Consider the following 20,487-nt stretch of genomic DNA (forward strand, 5'->3'; position numbering starts at 1 on the left):
AAAGCCTCTTCCCTTTTTAACTTTTTATTCTTTAAAATTACGAAAGTATACAATTAAATAGTAGAATCATAAACCCTATCATTAGGAAACTGGTTAAAATTATTTCTTTCAATACCGTTACTCCTTTTTTGGCCAAAAGATAAAACACCTTTTAAATTTAAACAACAAATGTTCACTATTCTAAATCACGACGCATTACTTTAGAATTCGCAATGAATAAAGCACAAATTAACACAAGAATCGCGCAGGCGTATAACAATGAATCTATGGGACTATCGTGATCTATAATAATAAGACGAACAATAGCCGTTATACCTATATATATAAAATATCGTAACGGAAAATGAAAATTCATTTGAAAATACTTTATAATCATTACGCTGAATTCAAAATATAAAAAAATACGACGATACTATCAATTAAATGATAACTAGATTCCTCACCATTTAATTTCAGCTCTTGTATAAATTGAATGACTTCTTTTATAAGAAATACACTTAGAACAATCCCTAAACAAATCAAAGCTACATTTAATATGTGCTGTAGAACGATAGGGAAAAACGAAAATACTATTTTTAAATTCTTTAACACGAACATTTTCTCCTTTTCCATATAAAGTGAAACTTTAATCAGTGGGGGTTTTGTTCCTCCCCCACTGATATTAACCCACACCAATCGGGCGTTTATGGGCAGTAAGGCTCCCACCTAACTTCTTTGCTCGAGTCGAATTTTGAGGTAGAAGTCTTACTACCTACAAATAGCGGAATAAAACGAAAAGCGATAGCACACTATAATTTAATTATCATTATATTTAAATGTTTTATTGTTACAAATAATAAAGTAAGACAAAATAGGTAAAGGTAACATTTTACCTATTTTGTCCTATAGATACTAAATTTCAATACATTATTTCAAATTAATCGGTTGTTGTTGCGTCACACAATGAATCATGCCGCCATTTTTATAAAGCTCTCTCACATCAATACCGACTACTTTACGATCTGGATATAACTTCTGAATCGTATCGTTTGCGATTTTGTCATTCGGATCATTATAATTAGGCACCAATACCACTTTATTCCCAATATAATAATTGATATATGATCCCTTATAATTGAGAGTCTTTCCATTTTCTAACGTAACCTTTTCTTTACTAAGCGGTAAATATTCATACTTATACTTCTTGCCTGAAGCATTTTTTGCATCTAATAATGTATCTATATCTTTGTTTGACAACCCCCATTCAGCTAGGTCATCTTCTTTCATCGTTACAATAGTAGATTTATCATGGAATTTAGCAAATCCATCAATATGAAAATCTGTAATATCTAAATTAGGAACTCCATCTAACCAAATAAAGTTTGTCACACCAAGATCACTTATATATTTTTCAATTTCCTTTTCTGATAAATCTGGGTTCCTGTTTTTATTCGTTACAGCGCTCCGAGTTAATAAAGCTGTGCCATTGCTATCTAATTCAATTGCACCACCTTCAAGGACAAATTTCCCCCAATCAATTCTTTCAATCCCTAATTGTTTACTAACGTTTTCTCGTATACGAGCATCATTTTTGTAAGGTGTTTTATTCCCCCAACCATTAAATGCTGGATCTAATATTTTCAGATTTTTGTTTTTGTCATAAACAAAAATCGGTCCACTATCCCTTGCCCATACATCATCAGTAGGAGCGATAAAGAAATCAACTTTCTCCATATTCAGCCCTTTATCTATCAATAGCTTATTGATTCGCTCTTTCTCCTCCTCATCGTATGCAACAATGTGGACTTTTTCACCCTCAGTTAAAGCACTTGCCATCTGAACCCAAATTGGTTCGACTTCTTGTTTATATTCATGACCATATGTGTATTCATGTGGCCATTGCAGCCATGTACCCTCATGTTTTTCTTTTTCATCCGGCATCGCATATTTTCCAGCGTTTTTTTGTACCTCTACTTTTTCACCCTCTTTCCCTTTAGCATTTTCATTACTCCCTTCAAAAGAACATCCACTAATAATCGCTGTAGACAATGCACTTATTAAACAAAGCTTTACTATTTTTTTCATTTGTTCAACCTCCTGTTCTTATCTCCAATAATGTAAAGCTTCACATAGTGTGAAGCTCAAGCTTTTTTATCAATGTAAAATTTACCAATTATTCTTCCGCATAAATTCAATGCAAATAGATAACCTTCATGCAGAAAATTCTCTATATTTAACATCCATATTATTTAACTTCCTCTATAAATTTATTCTAATATTAACTTTCTCTCCTAGCTGCTTATTCACTTCGTAGAACATTGCTCAATAAAAAAATCGGTATTGATAATTTTCATATCAATACCGATTTTAAAATAATTATTTTTCTTCTATTAAATCATTCGCCAACTTCCTAAACTCTTGATTAAACGTATCATTCATACCATTTTGTACGTTAGAGAATAATATTACAAATGTTCGTTTATCCCAGTTAAAATTATTAAATGTGTTCCAACCAGCTAGTACACCATGGTTATGATAATAATCTGGGTAAATATAGAAACTAAATCCATATTTTCTTGCAGGTGATACAGTAAACATATCTGTTAAGCTTTGTTTAGAAAGTAGTTTACCATCCATAATGGCTTCATCTAACTTTTTCATATCTTCAACAGTCGTATACATTTCACCACAACCATACAGCCAATTCATCCTTAAACGAGGCGCAGCTATTAACTTATTATCTTTTTTCGTATAACCTTCTGCTAAGAAAATATCTTCAGGGAGAGTTGCTCCCATTCCAGATTCATGCATCTCAACAGGTGTAAAAATATTTTCTTTCACATATTCAGCGAGCGGTTTCTTCGATATCTTTTCTACAATATACGCAAGCACCATATAATTATAATCTGTATATTTCCATCCTGCCCCTGCAGGAAATTGTAACGTTTGCGCTCCGATCCAATTTACTAACTTTAAACGTGACGCTGCATCAACACTACCTTGTCCCTGTTCAGGTAACCCGGACGTATGTGTTAACAAATTTCGTAACGTAATGTTTTTATCTGCCGGAAACGATGGAATATACTTATTTACATTGTCATCAATATTTAATTTCCCATTTTCTCTTAATTGCATGATAGATATTGCAACAACTGTTTTCGTAATAGAACCAATGCGATATTTCGTTCTTGGCGTTGTTAATACATTATCTTTTACATTCGCATACCCGTAACCTTTTCGTAAAATCACATGATCTTTACTAGCTACAAGAACACTCCCATTAAATCCTTTATCTTTCAAATATTGATCTAGTTTTTCAGCTGCCACTTCATAGCGCTTTTTTTCAGCTATACTAACTTCTTGCGTAGCGTCCTTTTGCTTACCATTTAAATTTGAAAATGCCTGTATATCATATTTTTTATCTTTATTTGCATATATTAGTGCAACGACACTCCCACAAAAAATAGCAAAAATAAAGCAAACGATTAACCATTTCTTTAACATAATAGGAACCCTCTTTTATCTAGTTTCACTTAACGCGCATCCATTCTATTCTATATCTTTTAATTTTCAAATGTTTTATAATATTATCTAACATTCACTCTATTAAAACTAGATCCCTTTTTTTCATATTCAATTTTTGACTACTCTCTATTGTATTTCTTTCTTATAAAATATCCACCATACAATCCGATGCGTCAAACTATAATTTCAATTTCTTTTGTAACATTTGTTACACACCGTAAAGAATGGAGAGGTAATATGAAAAACACTGATAGACACAATCGTTTAGATGATAGAATGTTTCATTATCGGGTAACAAAAAACAATATTATTTTAATTGAATATTACGGAAAACAAATTATGATTTTAAAAGGAATTGACGCTGAAAAATTTTTAAACAAAATAAATTATGCAAATAACGATAAAGAAAAACAACTAATTATGGCTAAAATTACAGGTAATTTTAAAAGAGGAAATGAACGTCATTGAAAACGAATCTCATTAACACTTTGATTATACAGCATATTCAAAAAGAAATGTCGCTCATATGGCATTTCTTTAGACTTTCTTCATAAAAAATTTACATTGCTAACATTTCTTTATTTTTTATTCTTCTTATATAAGCTGACTGCTGAAATATTTAGTAATACAACTATACACAACCACGCATACGTATAGCCTTTCTCATCTACAATATAGCCAAATAACACAGGTGCAACAATAATAGCAATTTGATTTAATGTAAGTGCAAAACTCACTGTCATCCCTACAGATTCCTCATTTACCGATTCTGCAACTTCAACCATAAAAAGACTGAACCACCCAATTGAAAAGAAACCTAATACTGCACTTACAACATACAATACTCCACTCGGTATTGTATGTATGTCTATCACTAACATTAAAATGAAACCGATAGAAGTGCAAACAGCTATAAATAAAGGAATGCGTCTATTTCCCTTATAAAACAAATCACTAATAACTGCCAATACAATACGGCCAATTATTCCAAAAAAGAACATAACTGAAAATACTTTCCCTGCTAAAATAGGTGTAATTGATTGTTCCATTACTAAAAATTTTATAAAGTGTGCAACTAATACCATTTGCAACGAAATCATACAAATACCAGTTATATAAATTGGATACAGCTCTTTTTTACACATCACTGCTTTTAACTGCATCCAAAAAGTGAGTTCAATACGTTCATGCCTTACTTTCTCCTGAACATATGGCTCCTTATAAAATATGAAAAATAAAAGTCCTCCAATTATACAGATGCATGCAATAATATTTATCGCATAAGTCATACTATATTTTATCGTAAGAAACGGAATCAACACTCCCGCTAACGCACCGCCAATCGGTATTCCAGCTTGCCTGATCCCCATCGCCAATCCACGATTTTCTTTTGGGAACCATTTTAAAATCACTTTACTTCCTCCTGGCTGGGAAACACTATAAAACGTTCCTATTAATAAAAGTACAAATAGTAACCCATTAAATCCACTTACTATATTAGTCAGTAAAAGCGAACTCCCTAGCAAAAATGAACTGATAGAAATTAATATTTTTTCATTATATTGATCAAGTAGCCGACCGACAAAAAGCATACAAAATAACGGTCCAACATTTACAACACTTACTAACAATCCACTCTCCATATTCGTAAGCGCATATTCTTCTTTCCAAAATAAAGCGAAAGCTCCGACACCATATGTTATAAGTGTCGCTGTTGTTTGAGCAATCATCGCAACAATTAACATAACCCACTTATAAGTACTATTCATCCTTTCTTCAATTAACACAATAATCCCTCCATCCCCTTCCATTGTATGAAAGTTCTGATATCATATAAAATAAAAATTCATCATATAATCCATCAAAAAAATTGATACCTTTTTGGAGGGATGATACGTGGACATAAAAGATTTAATTGTATTTTACGAAGTCGCGAAGGAAAATAATATTTCTCGCGCAGCGAAAAATTTGAACTATGTACAATCAGGCGTAACAATGCGTATGAAACAACTAGAAAATGAATTAGGCGTGCCTTTATTTTACCGTAACGGAAAAGGTGTAACTTTAACTTCTAACGGTGAGATTTTATTAACGTACGCCAAAGAAATTATCCACTTAATGGATCAATCTATAAAAGCGGTTCAAAGTAATGGAACTGAACCAAAAGGCACTTTAAAAATTGGATGTACAGAATCTACAACTGCTGTAAGGCTTCCATCTATATTAACGTCCTATTATGAGAAATACCCAAAAGTTGAATTGATTTTAGAAACAAATACGACTGAACAACTAATTAGGCTTGTGTTAGAACGAAAACTAGATGGAGCGTTTATAGCTGGATCTACTCAGCATACCGAACTTCATACAAGTGTATTTCATGAAGAAGAATTAGTTCTCCTTAGTAAAAAATCTTTATCCTCTCTTAAAGACATAGAAGATATGAATTTACTCGCTTTTAGTCACGGTTGCTATTATAGAAGTTTATTAGAAGACTGGCTTCAAGAAGAAGGAATCTCACCTAAACGAGTTTTAGAGTTTGGTACAATTGAAGCAATACTTGCATGTGTAAATTCAGGTATGGGCATAGCAATTATGATGAAGTCTATTTTAAACGGCCATAAACATGACGTATCATTCAACCCTTTACCAAATAGCTTTAAAAAAGTTCCTACTACTTTTATTACTAGAACCGATATATTTCGCACAGCTGCATTACAAAAATTTATGGAGTTAATTCACAATGCGTGAAAAGAAAATACGTGGTATGAAACGAAGAACAAACACTATGATAAAACGAATTGAAGAACATACAAAAACGTTCCCTTCTACTTTCCAAACGTTGCACGTTCAAGAAGTCATTCATGATGAAGGTGAATGCTATAAAAAAGAGATTTGGTTTATTGGAGAGTTAGCGTAAAATAGAAGAATTGTCTTATATTAGACAATTCTTCCAAGCTACTTAAAAATTACATAATAAATGATTCATTACCTCGTTAAGCACTGTACCTAGATTTGCTACCTCTATTTCCGAACGCCATCCAATAAAGCCATCTGGTCTAATTACTACAGCTCCTTCATGGCCTATCCCATATCGTTCACGAAAAACATTTTCTTGAGCAATAAAGTCTCCACTTAAACCAACTCGATACACTTTTATATTTATTCCTAATTTAGATGAAACATCCTGTGCAGCTTCAGCCCAAGAACTATTTTCTACTCCAGTAAGTAATACAAAATTGTTACCGAATAAATCAAGTATCGAAGCCTCTTTTCCATCATACGTTCCCCAGAAATGTGGTGCTCGTGTGCCAGGTCTTCCGTTCAATGCTACTATATCCATTCGATGTGGAATGGCTGAATCATCTATAACCGCATCTGAACCATATTGATATCCGACAGTAACAGCTAAACCGTCCATATTACTCAAACTTCCTTCCTCTCTCTTGGCGGCACGGAACAGCAAACTATTCGCATAATCCGTCGTTAATTTTGCAACAGGATATCTTTCCTCATGGTACGTTTCTAACAATTTGGGATTTGCTTGCCCTTTTATAACAGCTGCCAATTTCCATGCTACATTATGCGCATCTTGTATTCCTGTATTTGAACCAAATCCTCCTGTTGGTGGCATAATATGTGCAGAATCGCCAACTAAAAAAGTGCGATTTTCTTGAAATTTCGTAGCTGTACTTTCAGCCGCTTCCCACGGTAAAACACTTAATATTTCCGGCTCAACATTTGTACTCCCAATTGCTGTTTGAATAATTTGTTTACAACGTTCCATATTAAAATCTTCTGGTCGTTCTCCTTTTAATGGGTCGTAGGATACATGATAAATCCATTTTTTTACGTTATCGACCGGAATGAGCGCACCAAGAACCTCCGGATGAAGTACCATAGAAAAACCGAATGCGTCCCCTTGTATAAATTCACTTAAATCCGCTTCAAAATAAATATTCATATAATACCCACCGATTGTACCCCGTCCCTCGGTCGTAATCCCTAACTGCTCGCGTATCTTACTTTTCGCCCCATCTGCTGCAATTACATAGTCACAATGTATGACACTTTCTTTTTCTGTTTCCCGATCTCGAATAATCGCTATTACCCCGTTTTCATTTTGCTCATAAGAAACCAGTTCATGATAAAAAGATAGCTTTCCGCCTAATTTTTCCGCGTACTGTAACATCATCTCTTCTAAAATAATTTGATAACAAGCAGTTTGTTTTGATGGACTAATCTCTTCTACTTTTTGAAGTAACTTTTCATCGTTTCCATACTGAGTTTGTGCAAACTCTTCATTATTCACCTCAGCTATTGTATGAACCGCTATTCTTCCTCGGCAATTCTCTAATGCTTTACCTGCCAACCTAATTTTATTTTCTAAACCTAACTCTCGAAATAACTCCATCGTACGTAAAGTAAGCCCGCCTGCTTTCGGATGAATTGCCGTAGTCTCATGCCTTTCAATAAGCATGTAATCAATGTTATGTTTTGCAAGAAATAACGCAGACGCTAATCCTGATAATCCCCCTCCAACAATTAAAACTGGTACGTAATTTGATTTCATATATTTACCCTCCACATCATTCTTCTGAGCTCAGTGACATTAATATAATCAAAAAAGACATAAAAATATAGACTTATATTTCATTTTGAATTATCATATAGATAGATTACGCCCCAAATTACTTTTATCCTTTCATACACAGACAATTCGCCTAAATTTTGTGTGTATGAAAGGATAAAATTGAAGAGCCTGCTTTACGTTGAATTATTTTCTGACAGAGACATCAAAAATATTATAAGCGGTCGTAACCCTATAGATTATACGGGGTTACGACCGCTTATTTTTTTAAAATGCCTTTTCTATCTCCTATAATTTTCAATACATAAAATTTGATTCGTCTCGATTTTCTTTCTCAATATTGCAGCTCATGCAACTATCATGTAGCATTACCGTATCGATATAATGGTCCATCATCTTAAACCTTTCGACTAATTACCAGGAGGCAAAGTGATTGAAATGAATAAACACGAACAATTAAATGTTATAAAAAAAGATTTTATTGATTCTCAAAAAGTATTATTGGCAATTGGTGATGAAACACGTCAATCTATTTTGTTAGTTCTCATGGAAACGGAATGTCAAACAGGATTACGTGTAGGAGAAATCACGAAGCAAACACACCTTTCTCGACCAGCAGTATCACATCATCTTAAAATTTTACGAGAAGCCGGTATAATTTTAATGCGAAAAGAAGGTACAAAAAATTTCTATTATATTGATATACGTACAAAATTAGGTTTATTAAAAAACCTTGTATTAGATATTGAGAAGCTATTGCAAAACTTTTATTGAAATAAAGATACGGTATTTGGAGGTTTAAGAAATGAAAGCAATGATAATTGATAAGTATGGGAAAGTCCCAATGCGTATGACAGAGGTGCCTACTCCTGAAATAAATGAGTATGAGGTGCTTGCGGAAATTCATGCAGCTAGTATTAACCCAATTGATTTTAAAATACGCGATGGAAAAGTAAAGATGTTGCTTAAATATGAAATGCCCCTAATCCTTGGGAATGACTTTTCCGGTGTCATCGTGAAGATTGGAGCAAAAGTAACTCATTTTAAAGTTGGTGATGAAATATATGCCCGTCCAAGAAAAGATAAAATCGGTACTTTTGCAGAATATATAGCCATTCATGAGGATGATATAGCCTTAAAGCCAAAAAATTTAAGTTTTGAGGAAGCTGCCTCAATTCCACTCGTTGGCTTAACATCCTATCAAGCATTACATGACATCATGCACTTACAACAAGGACAAAAGATTTTAATTCACGCTGGATCCGGTGGTGTTGGTACTTTCGCTATTCAGTTGGCGAAAATAATGGGTGCTACCGTTACAACGACTGCTAGTGAAGCTGGTGCGAATTTAGTAAAATCTCTTGGCGCAGATGAAATTATTAATTACAAAACAGAAAAATTTGAAGATATACTAAAAGATTATGATGCAGTATTTGACACAATCGGTGGAACAACACTTGAAAAATCATTCAACATTATAAAAAGCGGAGGCAACATCGTTTCCGTTTCAGGAATGCCGAATGCTCGATTCGGTAAAGAATTTGGTTCCGGATTTTTCAAAACATTCTTATTTTCATTAGCAAGTAAAAAAATTACTGCACTTGAAAAAAAACATAATGCTCAGTACTCATTTTTATTTATGAAGCCAAGCGGGGATCAATTACGTACTATCGCAAACTATATTGAAGCTGGAAAAATCAAACCGGTAATCGACCGAGTTTTCCCTTTTGAAGATGCTCAAAAAGCAATGAAATATTCGGAGTCTGGCAGAGCAAAAGGAAAGATAATTGTAAAAATTAAATAATAACAAAACTCCATTTTAATCAATCTTTTTGAAAAATGGAGTTTTTGTATTTGCTGTAAAATAGACACAATGCACTGAAGTCCTTACAATAGATTGCAAGGGGAAATAATACATTATACTTTTAGTTAACTTTACAAAGAATACATAAATACAAATACATAATTAAAATACAAAAAGGAGGAGATACAATGACTAAAAATAATAAAACAGGTTGGGATTTAGATAATAGTTATTCGACTTTACCACAATCATTTTATACAGAAATCCCCCCTACTCCCGTAAGTTCACCGGAGCTAGTTAAACTAAACCATTCACTAGCGATATCTCTTGGCTTTACCCCTGAAGAACTGAAAAAGGAAGCTGAAATTGCTATTTTCGCTGGTAATGCACTCCCAGAAGGAGCTCATCCATTAGCTCAAGCATACGCTGGCCATCAATTCGGACATTTTAATATGTTAGGCGACGGTCGTGCTCTTTTAATTGGTGAACAAATTACTCCTTCAGGTGAACGTTTCGATATTCAACTAAAAGGTTCCGGCCCTACTCCCTATTCACGCCGAGGAGATGGTCGTGCTGCACTCGGTCCGATGCTACGTGAATATATTATAAGCGAAGCAATGTATGCACTTGATATTCCGACTACTCGTAGTTTAGCAGTTGTCACAACAGGTGAGCCTACGTACCGTGAAACAAAGTTACCTGGAGCAATTTTAACTAGAGTAGCAAGCAGCCACATTCGCGTCGGTACTTTTCAATATGCTGCAGCTCGTGGCTCAATCGAGGATCTTAAATCGCTTGCTGACTATACGATAAATAGACATTATCCAGAAATTGAGTCCCATGAAAACCGATATACTGCATTACTACAAGAAGTTATTAAAAGACAAGCAAGTCTCATCGCAAAATGGCAACTCGTCGGGTTTATCCACGGCGTAATGAACACTGATAACATAACAATTAGTGGTGAAACAATCGATTACGGTCCTTGTGCTTTTATGGACACTTACGACCAAGGAACCGTATTTAGCTCTATTGATACACAAGGTCGCTATGCATATGGAAATCAGCCCTATATGGCCGCATGGGACCTCGCGCGATTAGCTGAATCTTTAATACCGATCCTACACGAAGATGAAGAAGAAGCATTAAAGATTGCTCAAGACGAAATTTCAAGGTTTAGCGTACAATATGAAAACCATTGGTTCCTTGGAATGAAAAAGAAATTAGGACTATTTGGCAAAGATGAACAAGACAAAGCACTTATTGAGAAACTTTTAAAACTGATGGAGAAATATAAAGCTGATTACACAAATACATTCCGTTCATTAACTCTCGATACATTAGAAAATACACCACTATTTGAAAGTCCAGAGTTTAAAGAATGGTACGGACTATGGCAATCTCGATTAGAAAGACAAGAAGAATCGAAAGAGAACGCCTACGAGATGATGAAAAATAATAACCCCTCAATCATCCCAAGGAACCACCGTGTAGAAGAAGCACTAGAAGCAGCTGTTACAGATGAAGACTATAGCGTAATGGAGCAGCTTCTTGAAGCTTTATCAAATCCTTATGCGTATTCTACAGACCAAGAAGCATACTGCGTTCCACCTGTGCCGACGAATCGTCCTTATCGTACTTTTTGTGGGACTTGATTGTTTAATATCTTTTAATGTGCTTTCAATTTTTGAAAGCACATTTTTTGTTTAACATAAACATAAATCTTATTCCAATCAAACCGTAGATATACCACTATTCCAATCATATTAATTGATTATCTTCGTGAAAAATGTTGAGAAATATAAGTTTTGCTTTTTAATATTATTATTTTTGTTATCATTAATTATAAGAATATTCCAAAAAGGAGGAGTCTTCATGTTTACACCCACTAAAAGTGAACAAATCACACAACTATTAAACGAATGGTACATAGAAATCCGTTTAAGACGCATTGACAGTGCAAACCGTTTTAAAGAACAAATAGATAATAAAATTAACATTTTAAAAAACGAATATCCAAATGGTTTACCTGATCAAAACTTATTACTCTATTATTCTCTACTAAACTTCCGATACAATTATTTAATTGATAACTTAGGCGTCTCTAAAGACAGTTTTAATAAAATTGAGTCGTTTGAAATTCCAACAAATAATTTCTTATCATATTACTATCATTTCTTTAAAGCTATTCACTCAGATGCAATTGGAAACTATATACTAGCGAGGGATCATTATGATAAAGCTGAAGCTTTGCTTCAATACATTCCAGATGAAATTGAGAAAGCAGAGTTCTACTATAAACTAGGATATTCCTACTACGATAATCAACAAGCACTTCAAGCCATCAAAGAAGTAACAAAAGCTAAAGATATGTTTTCTAATCATCTAGGATATGAAGTGAATGTAGCTTTTTGTGATAATATTTTAGGTTTAGCATGTATAAATTTAAAAGAATGGGAACTTGCTGAAGAACACTTTACAGCTGCAATGAATCAATTTCAAAAAACAGGAGGAGAAAAATTCATTTTAATGGTTCGACATAACTTAGGATGGATGTATTCAAATCAAAACCTTAATGCATTAGCTATTCGTTATCTCTCTGAAGTTGTCGAGAAATCCCCAAATCATTATAAAGCTATCTTTGCTAGCGCTTTAGAATACTACAAACTAAAGAAACTTAACGTCGCAGACGAGCTAATAAAAAGAGGATTAAATATTAGTAACGAACTAAAACAAGAGGAATTCCAACACCGCTTTATGATTTTACAAGAACTAAATAACAGTTCACCTGCTAAAACATTTAAAAAAGTAGCATTAGCAGGAATTAAATATTTCGAACGAGAAGAATTATATGAAGATGTTCAGGAACAATATGAAACATTGGCAATTAAATTCTATGATGAAAACGAACATTCTGAAGCAAGTAAATATTTTTATATGGCATTACAAGCAAAGAAAAAAGCAAATGCTAAAGGAGGATTAAAATGAAAAAGTTACTCTTAAGTTTTATGGGAATCGTTACAATTCTAGCATTTAGTACTGGTATAACAAGTCCAACAAAGCTGGATCATTCTAATACTAAGATACAAAACCTTTCTGTAGGTGATGGCGGCGGTTGATCTATACTTTTTTTACGCAAGAATATAAAAATGAAGTCATGCATTATTGTATGACTTCATTTTTATTCGTTGAAATTTTTACTTCTTTTTCCTAGCTCTCTTATTTCATTTACATTACCAAGATCAATAATATATAACTTATTTTTCTATTACAACGAATTCCACGTCATCATTCTAGCTATCTCCCTACTCCCCTCACTTCCAACTTTCTCAAGTTCCTCCACAACTAAATTCCGCCTCTCTACAGAATGATTTTGACTTAATTTCGCTTTTCCTTCTATTTTATTTATCTTTATCTTGAACCCAACTATTCCCTTGCTTAATCCTGTCATATAATTCGGATCTACATCATTTAGTGAGTACGTGCTATTTGGATCTTCATATTTATGTACTAAATCTTGAAGAGATTCTATTAATTCCTGTTCATCTTCAACAATTTCTAATTCACCGTATACATGTACTGCAACATAATTCCATGTTGGTACTGCCCATCGCCATCAAGTTAAGAAATTCCTTGTTCCCCAAAATGAAAAAATGCGATGAACCTATATAATTAACTAACCGTAGAGAAGTAAAATTCTCGTTTAGGGGGACCTCAAAATCTTAAGTTGACGGGCATGTGGCAGGACCCTGCACCACTCAATATAGAGGCTGATGTTTTGTATTAGTTCCCAATCAATTTTTCCGAAAAAAAGTTCATTAAAATGTTCGTATACTTCTTCCTTGCTAGAGCGAAAAAAACTCCAATTTTTCCCGATTTCGAATTCGAGGCAGCAACTGAATTCCAAGCAAAACTGCTAACTAAAATAGGAGCCTACTATTCTCCGTGTTATTCTTCATATATTTCCACCAGCCCCAAATAAATTAGTATCTCTCCAATAGAGGCACATTAATTTAAGTTATAATATTTTTTGCATAAAAGGAAATGTTGTTTTTCATGTATACCTATTAAATGAATACTTTGTATTAAGTTTGGATTATGAGCGATTGGATCCGGGAAACGTATGTGGCCAGCAATGTCATCTTCAATTTTAGAAAGTATTTTTTCTAAATTCTTCGTTTCATTATCCAGCCCTTTAATTAATCTTTCGAATGAAATTTTACTTTCTATTCTTTTAGGTGGTAGCAAAATAAAAGGTGCTTTCATTGGTTTGTTATGTTTCTCTTTATATTCAGTATATATGTCCTTACTATGGGTTTTGTAAGGTGACTTTTTTCTCGCTGCAGCAATTGGTCTAGACAGTGGTAAATATAACTTATTTAATTGTCGAAATCGCTTGACCATTAAGTATAAATGATAATATGTTTCTCCAAAAGACCACTTATCCTTATAAGGCCGCTCCCATTCTTTATTTTTGAAATGCTGTATTTCATTAGCGAATTCTTCTCTTTGTTGATAAATTTTGTTAAAGTGATTAGTCATGTAAATACTCTGCATAATTCCCCCTGTGTATGCTAGTTAAAGTTTCTATAATTTGCGAATAGCACACTAACTTAATATTATAGTTAGTAAAGTTCTTTCCGCTTAACAAACACCAACTATAATTTTCGATAACCCCACGTACATAATGAAATAATTCACCTTCAATTTCTGTTTCATCCTTAATAAAAGAATTCCTTACTAAAGGTGAAGTGATATTGTTTTTAATATCGAATAAACTAATCCCTTTACATTTCACATAACTTTCTTTAAAAGTCCATGCATCTGTAAAAAAATTGATTTGTTCTCTTTGTGATAGAGTTAATAAGTGTTTTAGTTCTTCTTGAGTAAAGAAGAATTGTGCTAACTCATGATTGCACCGCTTATATTCCTCAATATCAGCCCCTACGGCAGCATTATCACTGTAAGTACACATAACCCATTCATTACAATTTGAAATATTAAAGAAGCCTTTCGATAATAGAGGTTTCCCTCGCATATTATAGGTTATACTCAACGGATATTTCATTCTTTGTTTTGTGAACAGTACATACTGTATAAGTAAATCGCTGTACATAATATGAAGCTTTTTTTTAGGATGTGTAGTTTTTTTTAATCTCTGTATAGCTCGTTTAGTGAGAATTCTTCTTGATATAAGATTACTTTGGTTTTTATTTATCTTACAGAAGAAAATATCCATAATTAATCCTGAAAGCTCGATAATAAAATTGAGGCATTATGTCCACCAAACGCAAATGAATTATTTAAGATCTTACCACCATTATAATTAGATACCTCTTCTAGAAGAAGGTTAACTTCTATATCCTCTCCAACACTGTCTCTTGATACATTAATAGTAGGAATTAATTTTCCTTTTTTAATCATCATACAACATAATGCTATTTCAATTGCTCCAGCAGCCCCTAAAGCATGTCCATGTAAAGATTTAGTCGAGGATACTAAAGGATTGTGATTAAATACTTCCTTTATAGCCTTTGATTCAGTTAAGTCGTTAAGTTTAGTAGATGTACCATGAGCGTTTATGTACTCTACCTCATCAGAACTACATTTAGCATCAATTAATGCATTTTCCATACATCTTGTAACACCATTGAGGTCAGGCGCCAATAATGAAGTAGCATCTGATGAACTTCCATAACCTTCTATTTCACAATAGATATGAACCCCACGCCCCTTTGCATGATTAAGCTCTTCAAGAATAAGAAAGGCCGCCCCTTCACTCATTACAAATCCAGATCTATCTTTTGAAAAAGGGACACTAGCTTTATCTAAGGTTTTAGAGTTCGTCAAAGTTCTTAACTTTCTAAAAGCTTCTATAACTTGTGGAATAACACATGCTTCTGCTCCACCTGCTACTATTATTTTTTTGCTACCATTTTGAATTTTTTTAAATGCTTCTCCTACCGCTACTGTTCCTGAAGCACAGGCAATTGAATAAGCAAGAGATTCACCTTTTATACCTAAATCAATACTAATATTTGCTGTTATCATATTAATTAGATTTCTAGGTATCACAAGCATTGTCATTTGATCTACACCTTTTACAGCTGCAGTTCCAAACTCATCTGCGAGGGCACGAATGCCCCCAACAGAACTTCCAACAAACACAGAAACATTTTCATTATTTTCATCATTAATTAATAAATCTGCATCTTTAACGGCTTCTCTTGATGCAATTACGGCCATTTGAGTACAACGATCCATATACCGCTTATCCTTTGTTGTAAGTGGTTCATTAAAAATGTCATCTACTTCCCCAACAAATTTTGTATTTTCATATTTGGAAGGAATAATACCACTTTCAAGGTTAACAATACTTTCCCAGGAACTTTCTCTGGTAATACCATTTGGTGAAACAATACCTATTCCTGTTACCACGACTCTATTCATAAACTCGTCTACCTCCATTGTCATTTCAAATGCATTTCATTTTTGACCTTATTCTTATTAAAAAGAAGGTAAATACGGCAATTATCATTCCATTACTTGCAAATATAATGTTTAGATTATCAGTAACTCTAACAAAGTTGACAAAGTCAAACATAATTTGATCCAAAAACACTCTTACACCTATTCTTGATAAAAGGTATGATCCAATAATAGTTAGGACCGCAATAGGAAAACTAAAGGCAAAATGCATTCTCATTAGTTCTTTTAATGAATAACCTTCTAATTTTAATGTCTTAATTGATTTGATACTATTTTGATAACTGAACTCAAGAAGTGAGTAAAGTAATGCAACTTGTAGAACTATAGCAAGCCCTAAAATAAGTGTGATCTGTTTGTTTATAACATCTAAGATATTTTTTCCCGAAGTTATTATCTCGTTCCTAGTCAATGTAGCTTCTATCCCACTATCGTTAGCATTATCATATGGGTTTGATAGAGCTACTGCAGGTACTGAATATGTTTCATGGTTGAACATTTCTCCGTTATCGGAAACTAAATATATATTACTCACTGTAGTAACATTGTTGACTTTATTAATTTTAAATGAGTAATCTTTTTGATTAGTTACATCTTTTAGTAGTAACTTATCTCCCACTTTTTTCCCATATTTATCAGAGAATGCTTGAGTAATTATTACATCTCCATCTGCCAGCTTGAGATTATAATTATAATACTTAGAATCAGAACCGATTACATAAACACTTTGTGTAATACCGTCTTCATCATGTAAGTTATATAGTTTAAACTCTTCACCCTTGATATCATGTTGATTAGGTGGATTTAAAAACAAAATTTCTTCAAAAATATTCTCTGATGCTAAGTCATCGACATACTTAGTTACAGAGCCTTTCAATAAAAACGAAAAATTAATCAGTAAACCTACAAAGAAAATCAGTACTATAAACAAAGCCATTTCCTTTTTATTTCTATTTATCCGCTTTAACCGATACCGGTAAGTAAAAGGAATGAACTTCATGATTTTGCTACTTCTTTTTCTTATAGATTTAACTTTATTTTTCTTCTTTTTAAATTTTATATAAAACTGATAAACTAAAACAAAGTTAATCACTAAAACAATAGCTAACGAGAAAACTAAACATTCCGTCAATAGAATATAATCAATTTTAAGAATTGGATAATTATATATTTGGCTATTCATTTGCATAATCGTATCAATCAAAAATATACCGATTGTACTACCGATAAACCATGCAATTAAAAGTGTTAAGCTCGTTTCAGTTATATAATGTTTAAAAAGCATCCATTTGTTAAAGCCTAACTTATTAAATGTTGCTAGGTTATTTGATTCTTTCTTGGATACTTCAAAATGGTAAACACTTAAAAGAACCCCAACTATTAGATATAGTAAGCATGTTAAAAGCAACGCAAGATCCCTTGGTGCTTTTGCATCACCTATTACTTGTTGTATCCTCGTGTTATTTTGAGAATCATTTATATAAGTTGGTTTAACGATTTCCGAAACCTCTTGAACATCTAGATTGCTAGTATAAGCATAATATGAAGAGAACTCATTACCGAACAGCCTTTGAAACGTTTCTTCATTTACAAATGCTATACCAAAAACTTCAGAATTAGCTTGCAACACTAGATTACTATTTTTGGTTGTAATATAATCCGGTGATATTGCAGTTCCAACTATTTTTAATTTTTCTCCATTAAAGGTCAATTCATCATTGAGCGCTAATTTATTTGCTTTTAAATAGTTATTGTCAATTAGAATCTCTTTATCGTTTTGAATATCACGACCGCTGGTCACTTGATATTTATTAATTTTTTTTCTTGACTGGAATATTCGAACTGTACTGCCGCCTTCCCTCACTTCCCCATTTTTAATTTGTTCGAAGGAAATATCCTTAAATTTCTCGTCAATATCGTCATTAGTTATAAATATACCGTCCTCTACGTTATATTCGCTGTTGAATTTTTCAACTGATTGTAGAACGCTACTTGTACCAACAAAAAAGCTTATAAAGATACCAGTTGTAGCAAAAACAACAAGAAATATAACTAGAAACTTTAATTTATAAGTGTTTAATCTTCTTATTGTACGTTTTCTGAATTTTCTCTTTATATTTTGATTTACCATTCTAAATTCTCCGCTAATTCAATGTCTTCATTTACCATATCATTAACCTTTTTCCCATCATGAATAGTAATAACACGATTGGAAATTTTCGTTATTTGTTCATTATGGGTTATAAGAACAATCGTAGTTTGATGACTTTGTTGCAGCTTTTGTAATACTGTTAAGACCTCCTTAGATGAATTCCCATCAAGTGCTCCTGTAGGTTCATCACAAAAGAGTATTTTAGCTCTTTTCACTAAAGCTCTTAATATCGCAGCTTTTTGCTGTTGACCTCCGGAACATTGATTAGGAAATAAATTAATTGCTTTACGAATATCCCAATCATCGATAAGATTTTCAATTTCCTCAGTAACACCATGTTCTAAATAGATATTCTCATGCAAGGTTAAATCATCAATTAAGTTATATTCTTGAAAAATAAAAGCAATATCATTTTTTCTAAAAACATTTACTTCTTTTTTAGAAAGATTACCTATATTTCTTTTATTTACTTGAATTTCACCTGAAGTAACACTCTCTAGTCCCGATAAGCATTTGAGAAGTGTAGTTTTACCCGACCCAGATTTCCCAATAATTGTACATAATTCACCCTTAGTTATACCTAAATCAATTCCTCTTAACACTTTTAATTCATTTTGCTTATTTGCATTAAAAACCTTTATAACGTTAGTAGCATTAATCATTTGTACCTCCATATTTATGTTTAACTGTAATAAAATACGAATAATATGTATCATCTGCTGGTGCAATTTCACTTACTTCAAATCCTGATGAATCTAGTAAATTAAGGAAAATATTCCACTGTTCCGCTTGAGCAAAATCAATAAGCATATTATTTAATACAACTTCAGCTTGGAGAATACTATTACAGATATCAAATTTATAGCGAGATATAAGATTCCAATCCTTATTATGCTTTGCCATTAGCTCTTGATAAATCTCAAAGTTAGGATAATACTGACAAATCACAATAGAACCGTCCCTATGCAAAATTTCTTTTAGTCGCTTGAAGAGCTTTTCTTTTTCGTCTTGAGTAAGATAAAATAACATGTAGCTCATATTGATCATGTCAAATTTACATTCAAATGAAAGGTCTATAATGTCCTCGTTATGTATAACAACATTCGATTTATCCTTATATTTAGTTTGTAATTTTTCAAACACCTTCTTTTGTCTTTCTACACCAACAATTTGTTTATCATCAGAACTCAAATGAACATCAATATAATTACCATTTCCACATCCAATATCAAGAATTGACTTAAATTGTTTTTGAGAAATAAAAGTTGCATAGTTTTCTTTTGTGTAAATATTAAACGCTAATTCTCCAAGATCCGTGTAAAAATCCTCTGAAAAGCTAGGAGATATTTGTTTAAAAAAATCCAATTTATTAATCTCTTGTAAATAGGTAAGAACCTCTTTAATATATACAAACTCTAATTTTCCTATTATTTTTCCTAATGTTGTATTATGTTCTGTATCAATTACACGCTCAATAAACTTGTAATCGCTTTGTATTTTATTTACAATCTTACTATAATTTTTGTCTTCAAATGCAACTAAGCTGTTTCTGTCCTTTACTGCCAAAAGGTATTCTTGATTTAAGGTATATACATTCTCATTTTGTGAAATCATCCCCAACTGGATACCTAAATCCATAAATGAATGAAATATATTATGATGCATATTTCCTTTTGTCATTTCTTGAACATTATCAAAATTTTCATATATCTTCCTTAATACAATAAATCTTATATAGTTTTTAACTTTTGAAAACAAAAGTAATTTGAATAAAGGAGTATCTCTTATCCCTACAATCTTAGATAATCGAACTAAAATGTTTATACGAATGGACTTCTCCGGTAACTTATAACGTTTGTTTGGAGAATATGATTGATACTTGCTCATTAACAAACTGTATTGCATTTAATAACCTCCTCTTCTTTTAAAATTAATTGATAGGAAGCAGAAAGC

18 protein-coding genes and 2 pseudogenes are annotated in these 20,487 nt (G+C 32.6%); 8 read left to right on the forward strand and 12 right to left on the reverse strand.

Annotated features, from left to right (window positions below; translation table 11 throughout):
* Positions 1-175: 175 nt before the first annotated feature.
* From psiE to COI75_RS21235, 3 genes and pseudogenes are all read right to left on the reverse strand, one after another.
* Positions 176-591, reverse strand: a pseudogene (gene psiE, locus COI75_RS21225) (phosphate-starvation-inducible protein PsiE).
* Positions 592-906: 315 nt separating this feature from the next.
* The gene (locus COI75_RS21230) at positions 907-2,064 is read right to left on the reverse strand and encodes an agmatine deiminase family protein (protein WP_000724921.1); all 1,158 of its coding nucleotides are present in this window, start codon (positions 2,062-2,064) and stop codon (positions 907-909) included.
* A gap of 291 nt (positions 2,065-2,355) precedes the next feature.
* The gene (locus tag COI75_RS21235) at positions 2,356-3,483 is read right to left on the reverse strand and encodes a serine hydrolase domain-containing protein (RefSeq protein WP_000915176.1); all 1,128 of its coding nucleotides are present in this window, start codon (positions 3,481-3,483) and stop codon (positions 2,356-2,358) included.
* 258 nt (positions 3,484-3,741) lie between these two features.
* On the opposite strand from COI75_RS21235, the gene COI75_RS21240 reads away from it, so the two are divergent.
* Positions 3,742-3,972 carry a hypothetical protein gene (locus tag COI75_RS21240; protein ID WP_000798805.1) on the forward strand — a complete coding sequence of 77 codons (231 nt, stop codon included), beginning with the start codon at positions 3,742-3,744 and terminating at the stop codon, positions 3,970-3,972.
* A gap of 110 nt (positions 3,973-4,082) precedes the next feature.
* On the opposite strand, the gene COI75_RS21245 is transcribed toward COI75_RS21240, so the two are convergent.
* Positions 4,083-5,315, reverse strand: coding sequence for an MFS transporter (locus COI75_RS21245; RefSeq protein WP_033657933.1), 1,233 nt, complete (start codon positions 5,313-5,315; stop codon positions 4,083-4,085).
* 85 nt (positions 5,316-5,400) lie between these two features.
* Between COI75_RS21245 and COI75_RS21250 the strand changes: the two genes are divergently transcribed.
* Positions 5,401-6,252, forward strand: coding sequence for a LysR family transcriptional regulator (locus COI75_RS21250; RefSeq protein WP_000351663.1), 852 nt, complete (start codon positions 5,401-5,403; stop codon positions 6,250-6,252).
* Positions 6,245-6,421: a DUF3916 domain-containing protein gene (locus COI75_RS26645; RefSeq protein WP_001208347.1), complete on the forward strand. Its 177-nt coding sequence runs from the start codon at positions 6,245-6,247 to the stop codon at positions 6,419-6,421. The genes COI75_RS21250 and COI75_RS26645 overlap by 8 nt, the downstream gene beginning before the upstream one ends.
* A 42-nt stretch (positions 6,422-6,463) precedes the next feature.
* Here the strand turns inward: COI75_RS26645 and COI75_RS21255 are convergent, their stop codons facing one another.
* Positions 6,464-8,074, reverse strand: coding sequence for an FAD-dependent oxidoreductase (locus tag COI75_RS21255; protein WP_000841667.1), 1,611 nt, complete (start codon positions 8,072-8,074; stop codon positions 6,464-6,466).
* Between the two features lie 447 nt (positions 8,075-8,521).
* Between COI75_RS21255 and COI75_RS21260 the strand changes: the two genes are divergently transcribed.
* The 5 genes from COI75_RS21260 (at position 8,522) to COI75_RS21280 (ending at position 13,015) form a co-directional block, all read left to right on the forward strand.
* Positions 8,522-8,866, forward strand: a complete 345-nt coding sequence (locus COI75_RS21260) for an ArsR/SmtB family transcription factor (RefSeq protein WP_000571864.1) — start codon at positions 8,522-8,524, stop codon at positions 8,864-8,866.
* 31 nt (positions 8,867-8,897) lie between these two features.
* Positions 8,898-9,896: an NADP-dependent oxidoreductase gene (locus COI75_RS21265; protein WP_000646429.1), complete on the forward strand. Its 999-nt coding sequence runs from the start codon at positions 8,898-8,900 to the stop codon at positions 9,894-9,896.
* Positions 9,897-10,084: 188 nt separating this feature from the next.
* Positions 10,085-11,551 (forward strand): protein adenylyltransferase SelO, encoded by a 1,467-nt coding sequence (locus COI75_RS21270; RefSeq protein WP_000164940.1) that lies wholly within the window; start codon positions 10,085-10,087, stop codon positions 11,549-11,551.
* 220 nt (positions 11,552-11,771) lie between these two features.
* Positions 11,772-12,884: a tetratricopeptide repeat protein gene (locus COI75_RS21275; RefSeq protein ID WP_000494975.1), complete on the forward strand. Its 1,113-nt coding sequence runs from the start codon at positions 11,772-11,774 to the stop codon at positions 12,882-12,884.
* Positions 12,881-13,015, forward strand: coding sequence for a Phr family secreted Rap phosphatase inhibitor (locus COI75_RS21280; RefSeq protein WP_000735068.1), 135 nt, complete (start codon positions 12,881-12,883; stop codon positions 13,013-13,015). Before COI75_RS21275 ends, COI75_RS21280 begins: the two co-directional genes overlap by 4 nt.
* Positions 13,016-13,164: 149 nt before the next feature.
* Here the strand turns inward: COI75_RS21280 and COI75_RS21285 are convergent.
* From COI75_RS21285 to COI75_RS21315, 7 genes and pseudogenes are all read right to left on the reverse strand, one after another.
* Positions 13,165-13,503: pseudogene (locus tag COI75_RS21285) on the reverse strand (FMN-binding negative transcriptional regulator); the annotation flags it as partial.
* 401 nt (positions 13,504-13,904) lie between these two features.
* Complete coding sequence (locus tag COI75_RS21290; RefSeq protein WP_001190819.1) at positions 13,905-14,453, reverse strand: DinB family protein; 549 nt, start codon at positions 14,451-14,453, stop codon at positions 13,905-13,907.
* The gene (locus COI75_RS21295; RefSeq protein ID WP_000350757.1) at positions 14,431-15,135 is read right to left on the reverse strand and encodes a 4'-phosphopantetheinyl transferase family protein; all 705 of its coding nucleotides are present in this window, start codon (positions 15,133-15,135) and stop codon (positions 14,431-14,433) included. The genes COI75_RS21290 and COI75_RS21295 overlap by 23 nt, the downstream gene beginning before the upstream one ends.
* A 2-nt stretch (positions 15,136-15,137) precedes the next feature.
* Positions 15,138-16,346 carry a beta-ketoacyl-[acyl-carrier-protein] synthase family protein gene (locus COI75_RS21300; protein WP_001082775.1) on the reverse strand — a complete coding sequence of 403 codons (1,209 nt, stop codon included), beginning with the start codon at positions 16,344-16,346 and terminating at the stop codon, positions 15,138-15,140.
* A gap of 25 nt (positions 16,347-16,371) precedes the next feature.
* Positions 16,372-18,513 carry an ABC transporter permease gene (locus tag COI75_RS21305; protein ID WP_000248023.1) on the reverse strand — a complete coding sequence of 714 codons (2,142 nt, stop codon included), beginning with the start codon at positions 18,511-18,513 and terminating at the stop codon, positions 16,372-16,374.
* On the reverse strand, positions 18,507-19,196 hold the full coding sequence (locus tag COI75_RS21310) for an ABC transporter ATP-binding protein (protein ID WP_000606307.1): 690 nt from the start codon (positions 19,194-19,196) through the stop codon (positions 18,507-18,509). The genes COI75_RS21305 and COI75_RS21310 overlap by 7 nt, the downstream gene beginning before the upstream one ends.
* Complete coding sequence (locus COI75_RS21315) at positions 19,189-20,439, reverse strand: class I SAM-dependent methyltransferase (RefSeq protein WP_001200137.1); 1,251 nt, start codon at positions 20,437-20,439, stop codon at positions 19,189-19,191. The genes COI75_RS21310 and COI75_RS21315 overlap by 8 nt, the downstream gene beginning before the upstream one ends.
* Positions 20,440-20,487 lie beyond the last annotated feature (48 nt).

This window comes from Bacillus cereus (assembly GCF_002564555.1).
In the GTDB taxonomy this organism is placed as follows: domain Bacteria; phylum Bacillota; class Bacilli; order Bacillales; family Bacillaceae_G; genus Bacillus_A; species Bacillus_A cereus_K.

What these genes read in the sequence shown, in the direction of transcription:
- COI75_RS21230 (WP_000724921.1), bottom strand. Translation starts at nt 2,064, where the DNA reads ATGAAAAAAATAGTAAAGCTTTGTTTAATAAGTGCATTGTCTACAGCG.
- COI75_RS21235 (WP_000915176.1), bottom strand. Translation starts at nt 3,483, where the DNA reads ATGTTAAAGAAATGGTTAATCGTTTGCTTTATTTTTGCTATTTTTTGT.
- COI75_RS21240 (WP_000798805.1), top strand. Translation starts at nt 3,742, where the DNA reads ATGAAAAACACTGATAGACACAATCGTTTAGATGATAGAATGTTTCAT.
- COI75_RS21245 (WP_033657933.1), bottom strand. Translation starts at nt 5,315, where the DNA reads ATGGAAGGGGATGGAGGGATTATTGTGTTAATTGAAGAAAGGATGAAT.
- COI75_RS26645 (WP_001208347.1), top strand. Translation starts at nt 6,245, where the DNA reads ATGCGTGAAAAGAAAATACGTGGTATGAAACGAAGAACAAACACTATG.
- COI75_RS21255 (WP_000841667.1), bottom strand. Translation starts at nt 8,074, where the DNA reads ATGAAATCAAATTACGTACCAGTTTTAATTGTTGGAGGGGGATTATCA.
- COI75_RS21265 (WP_000646429.1), top strand. Translation starts at nt 8,898, where the DNA reads ATGAAAGCAATGATAATTGATAAGTATGGGAAAGTCCCAATGCGTATG.
- COI75_RS21270 (WP_000164940.1), top strand. Translation starts at nt 10,085, where the DNA reads ATGACTAAAAATAATAAAACAGGTTGGGATTTAGATAATAGTTATTCG.
- COI75_RS21275 (WP_000494975.1), top strand. Translation starts at nt 11,772, where the DNA reads ATGTTTACACCCACTAAAAGTGAACAAATCACACAACTATTAAACGAA.
- COI75_RS21280 (WP_000735068.1), top strand. Translation starts at nt 12,881, where the DNA reads ATGAAAAAGTTACTCTTAAGTTTTATGGGAATCGTTACAATTCTAGCA.
- COI75_RS21290 (WP_001190819.1), bottom strand. Translation starts at nt 14,453, where the DNA reads ATGCAGAGTATTTACATGACTAATCACTTTAACAAAATTTATCAACAA.
- COI75_RS21295 (WP_000350757.1), bottom strand. Translation starts at nt 15,135, where the DNA reads ATGGATATTTTCTTCTGTAAGATAAATAAAAACCAAAGTAATCTTATA.
- COI75_RS21300 (WP_001082775.1), bottom strand. Translation starts at nt 16,346, where the DNA reads ATGAATAGAGTCGTGGTAACAGGAATAGGTATTGTTTCACCAAATGGT.
- COI75_RS21305 (WP_000248023.1), bottom strand. Translation starts at nt 18,513, where the DNA reads ATGGTAAATCAAAATATAAAGAGAAAATTCAGAAAACGTACAATAAGA.
- COI75_RS21310 (WP_000606307.1), bottom strand. Translation starts at nt 19,196, where the DNA reads ATGATTAATGCTACTAACGTTATAAAGGTTTTTAATGCAAATAAGCAA.
- COI75_RS21315 (WP_001200137.1), bottom strand. Translation starts at nt 20,439, where the DNA reads ATGCAATACAGTTTGTTAATGAGCAAGTATCAATCATATTCTCCAAAC.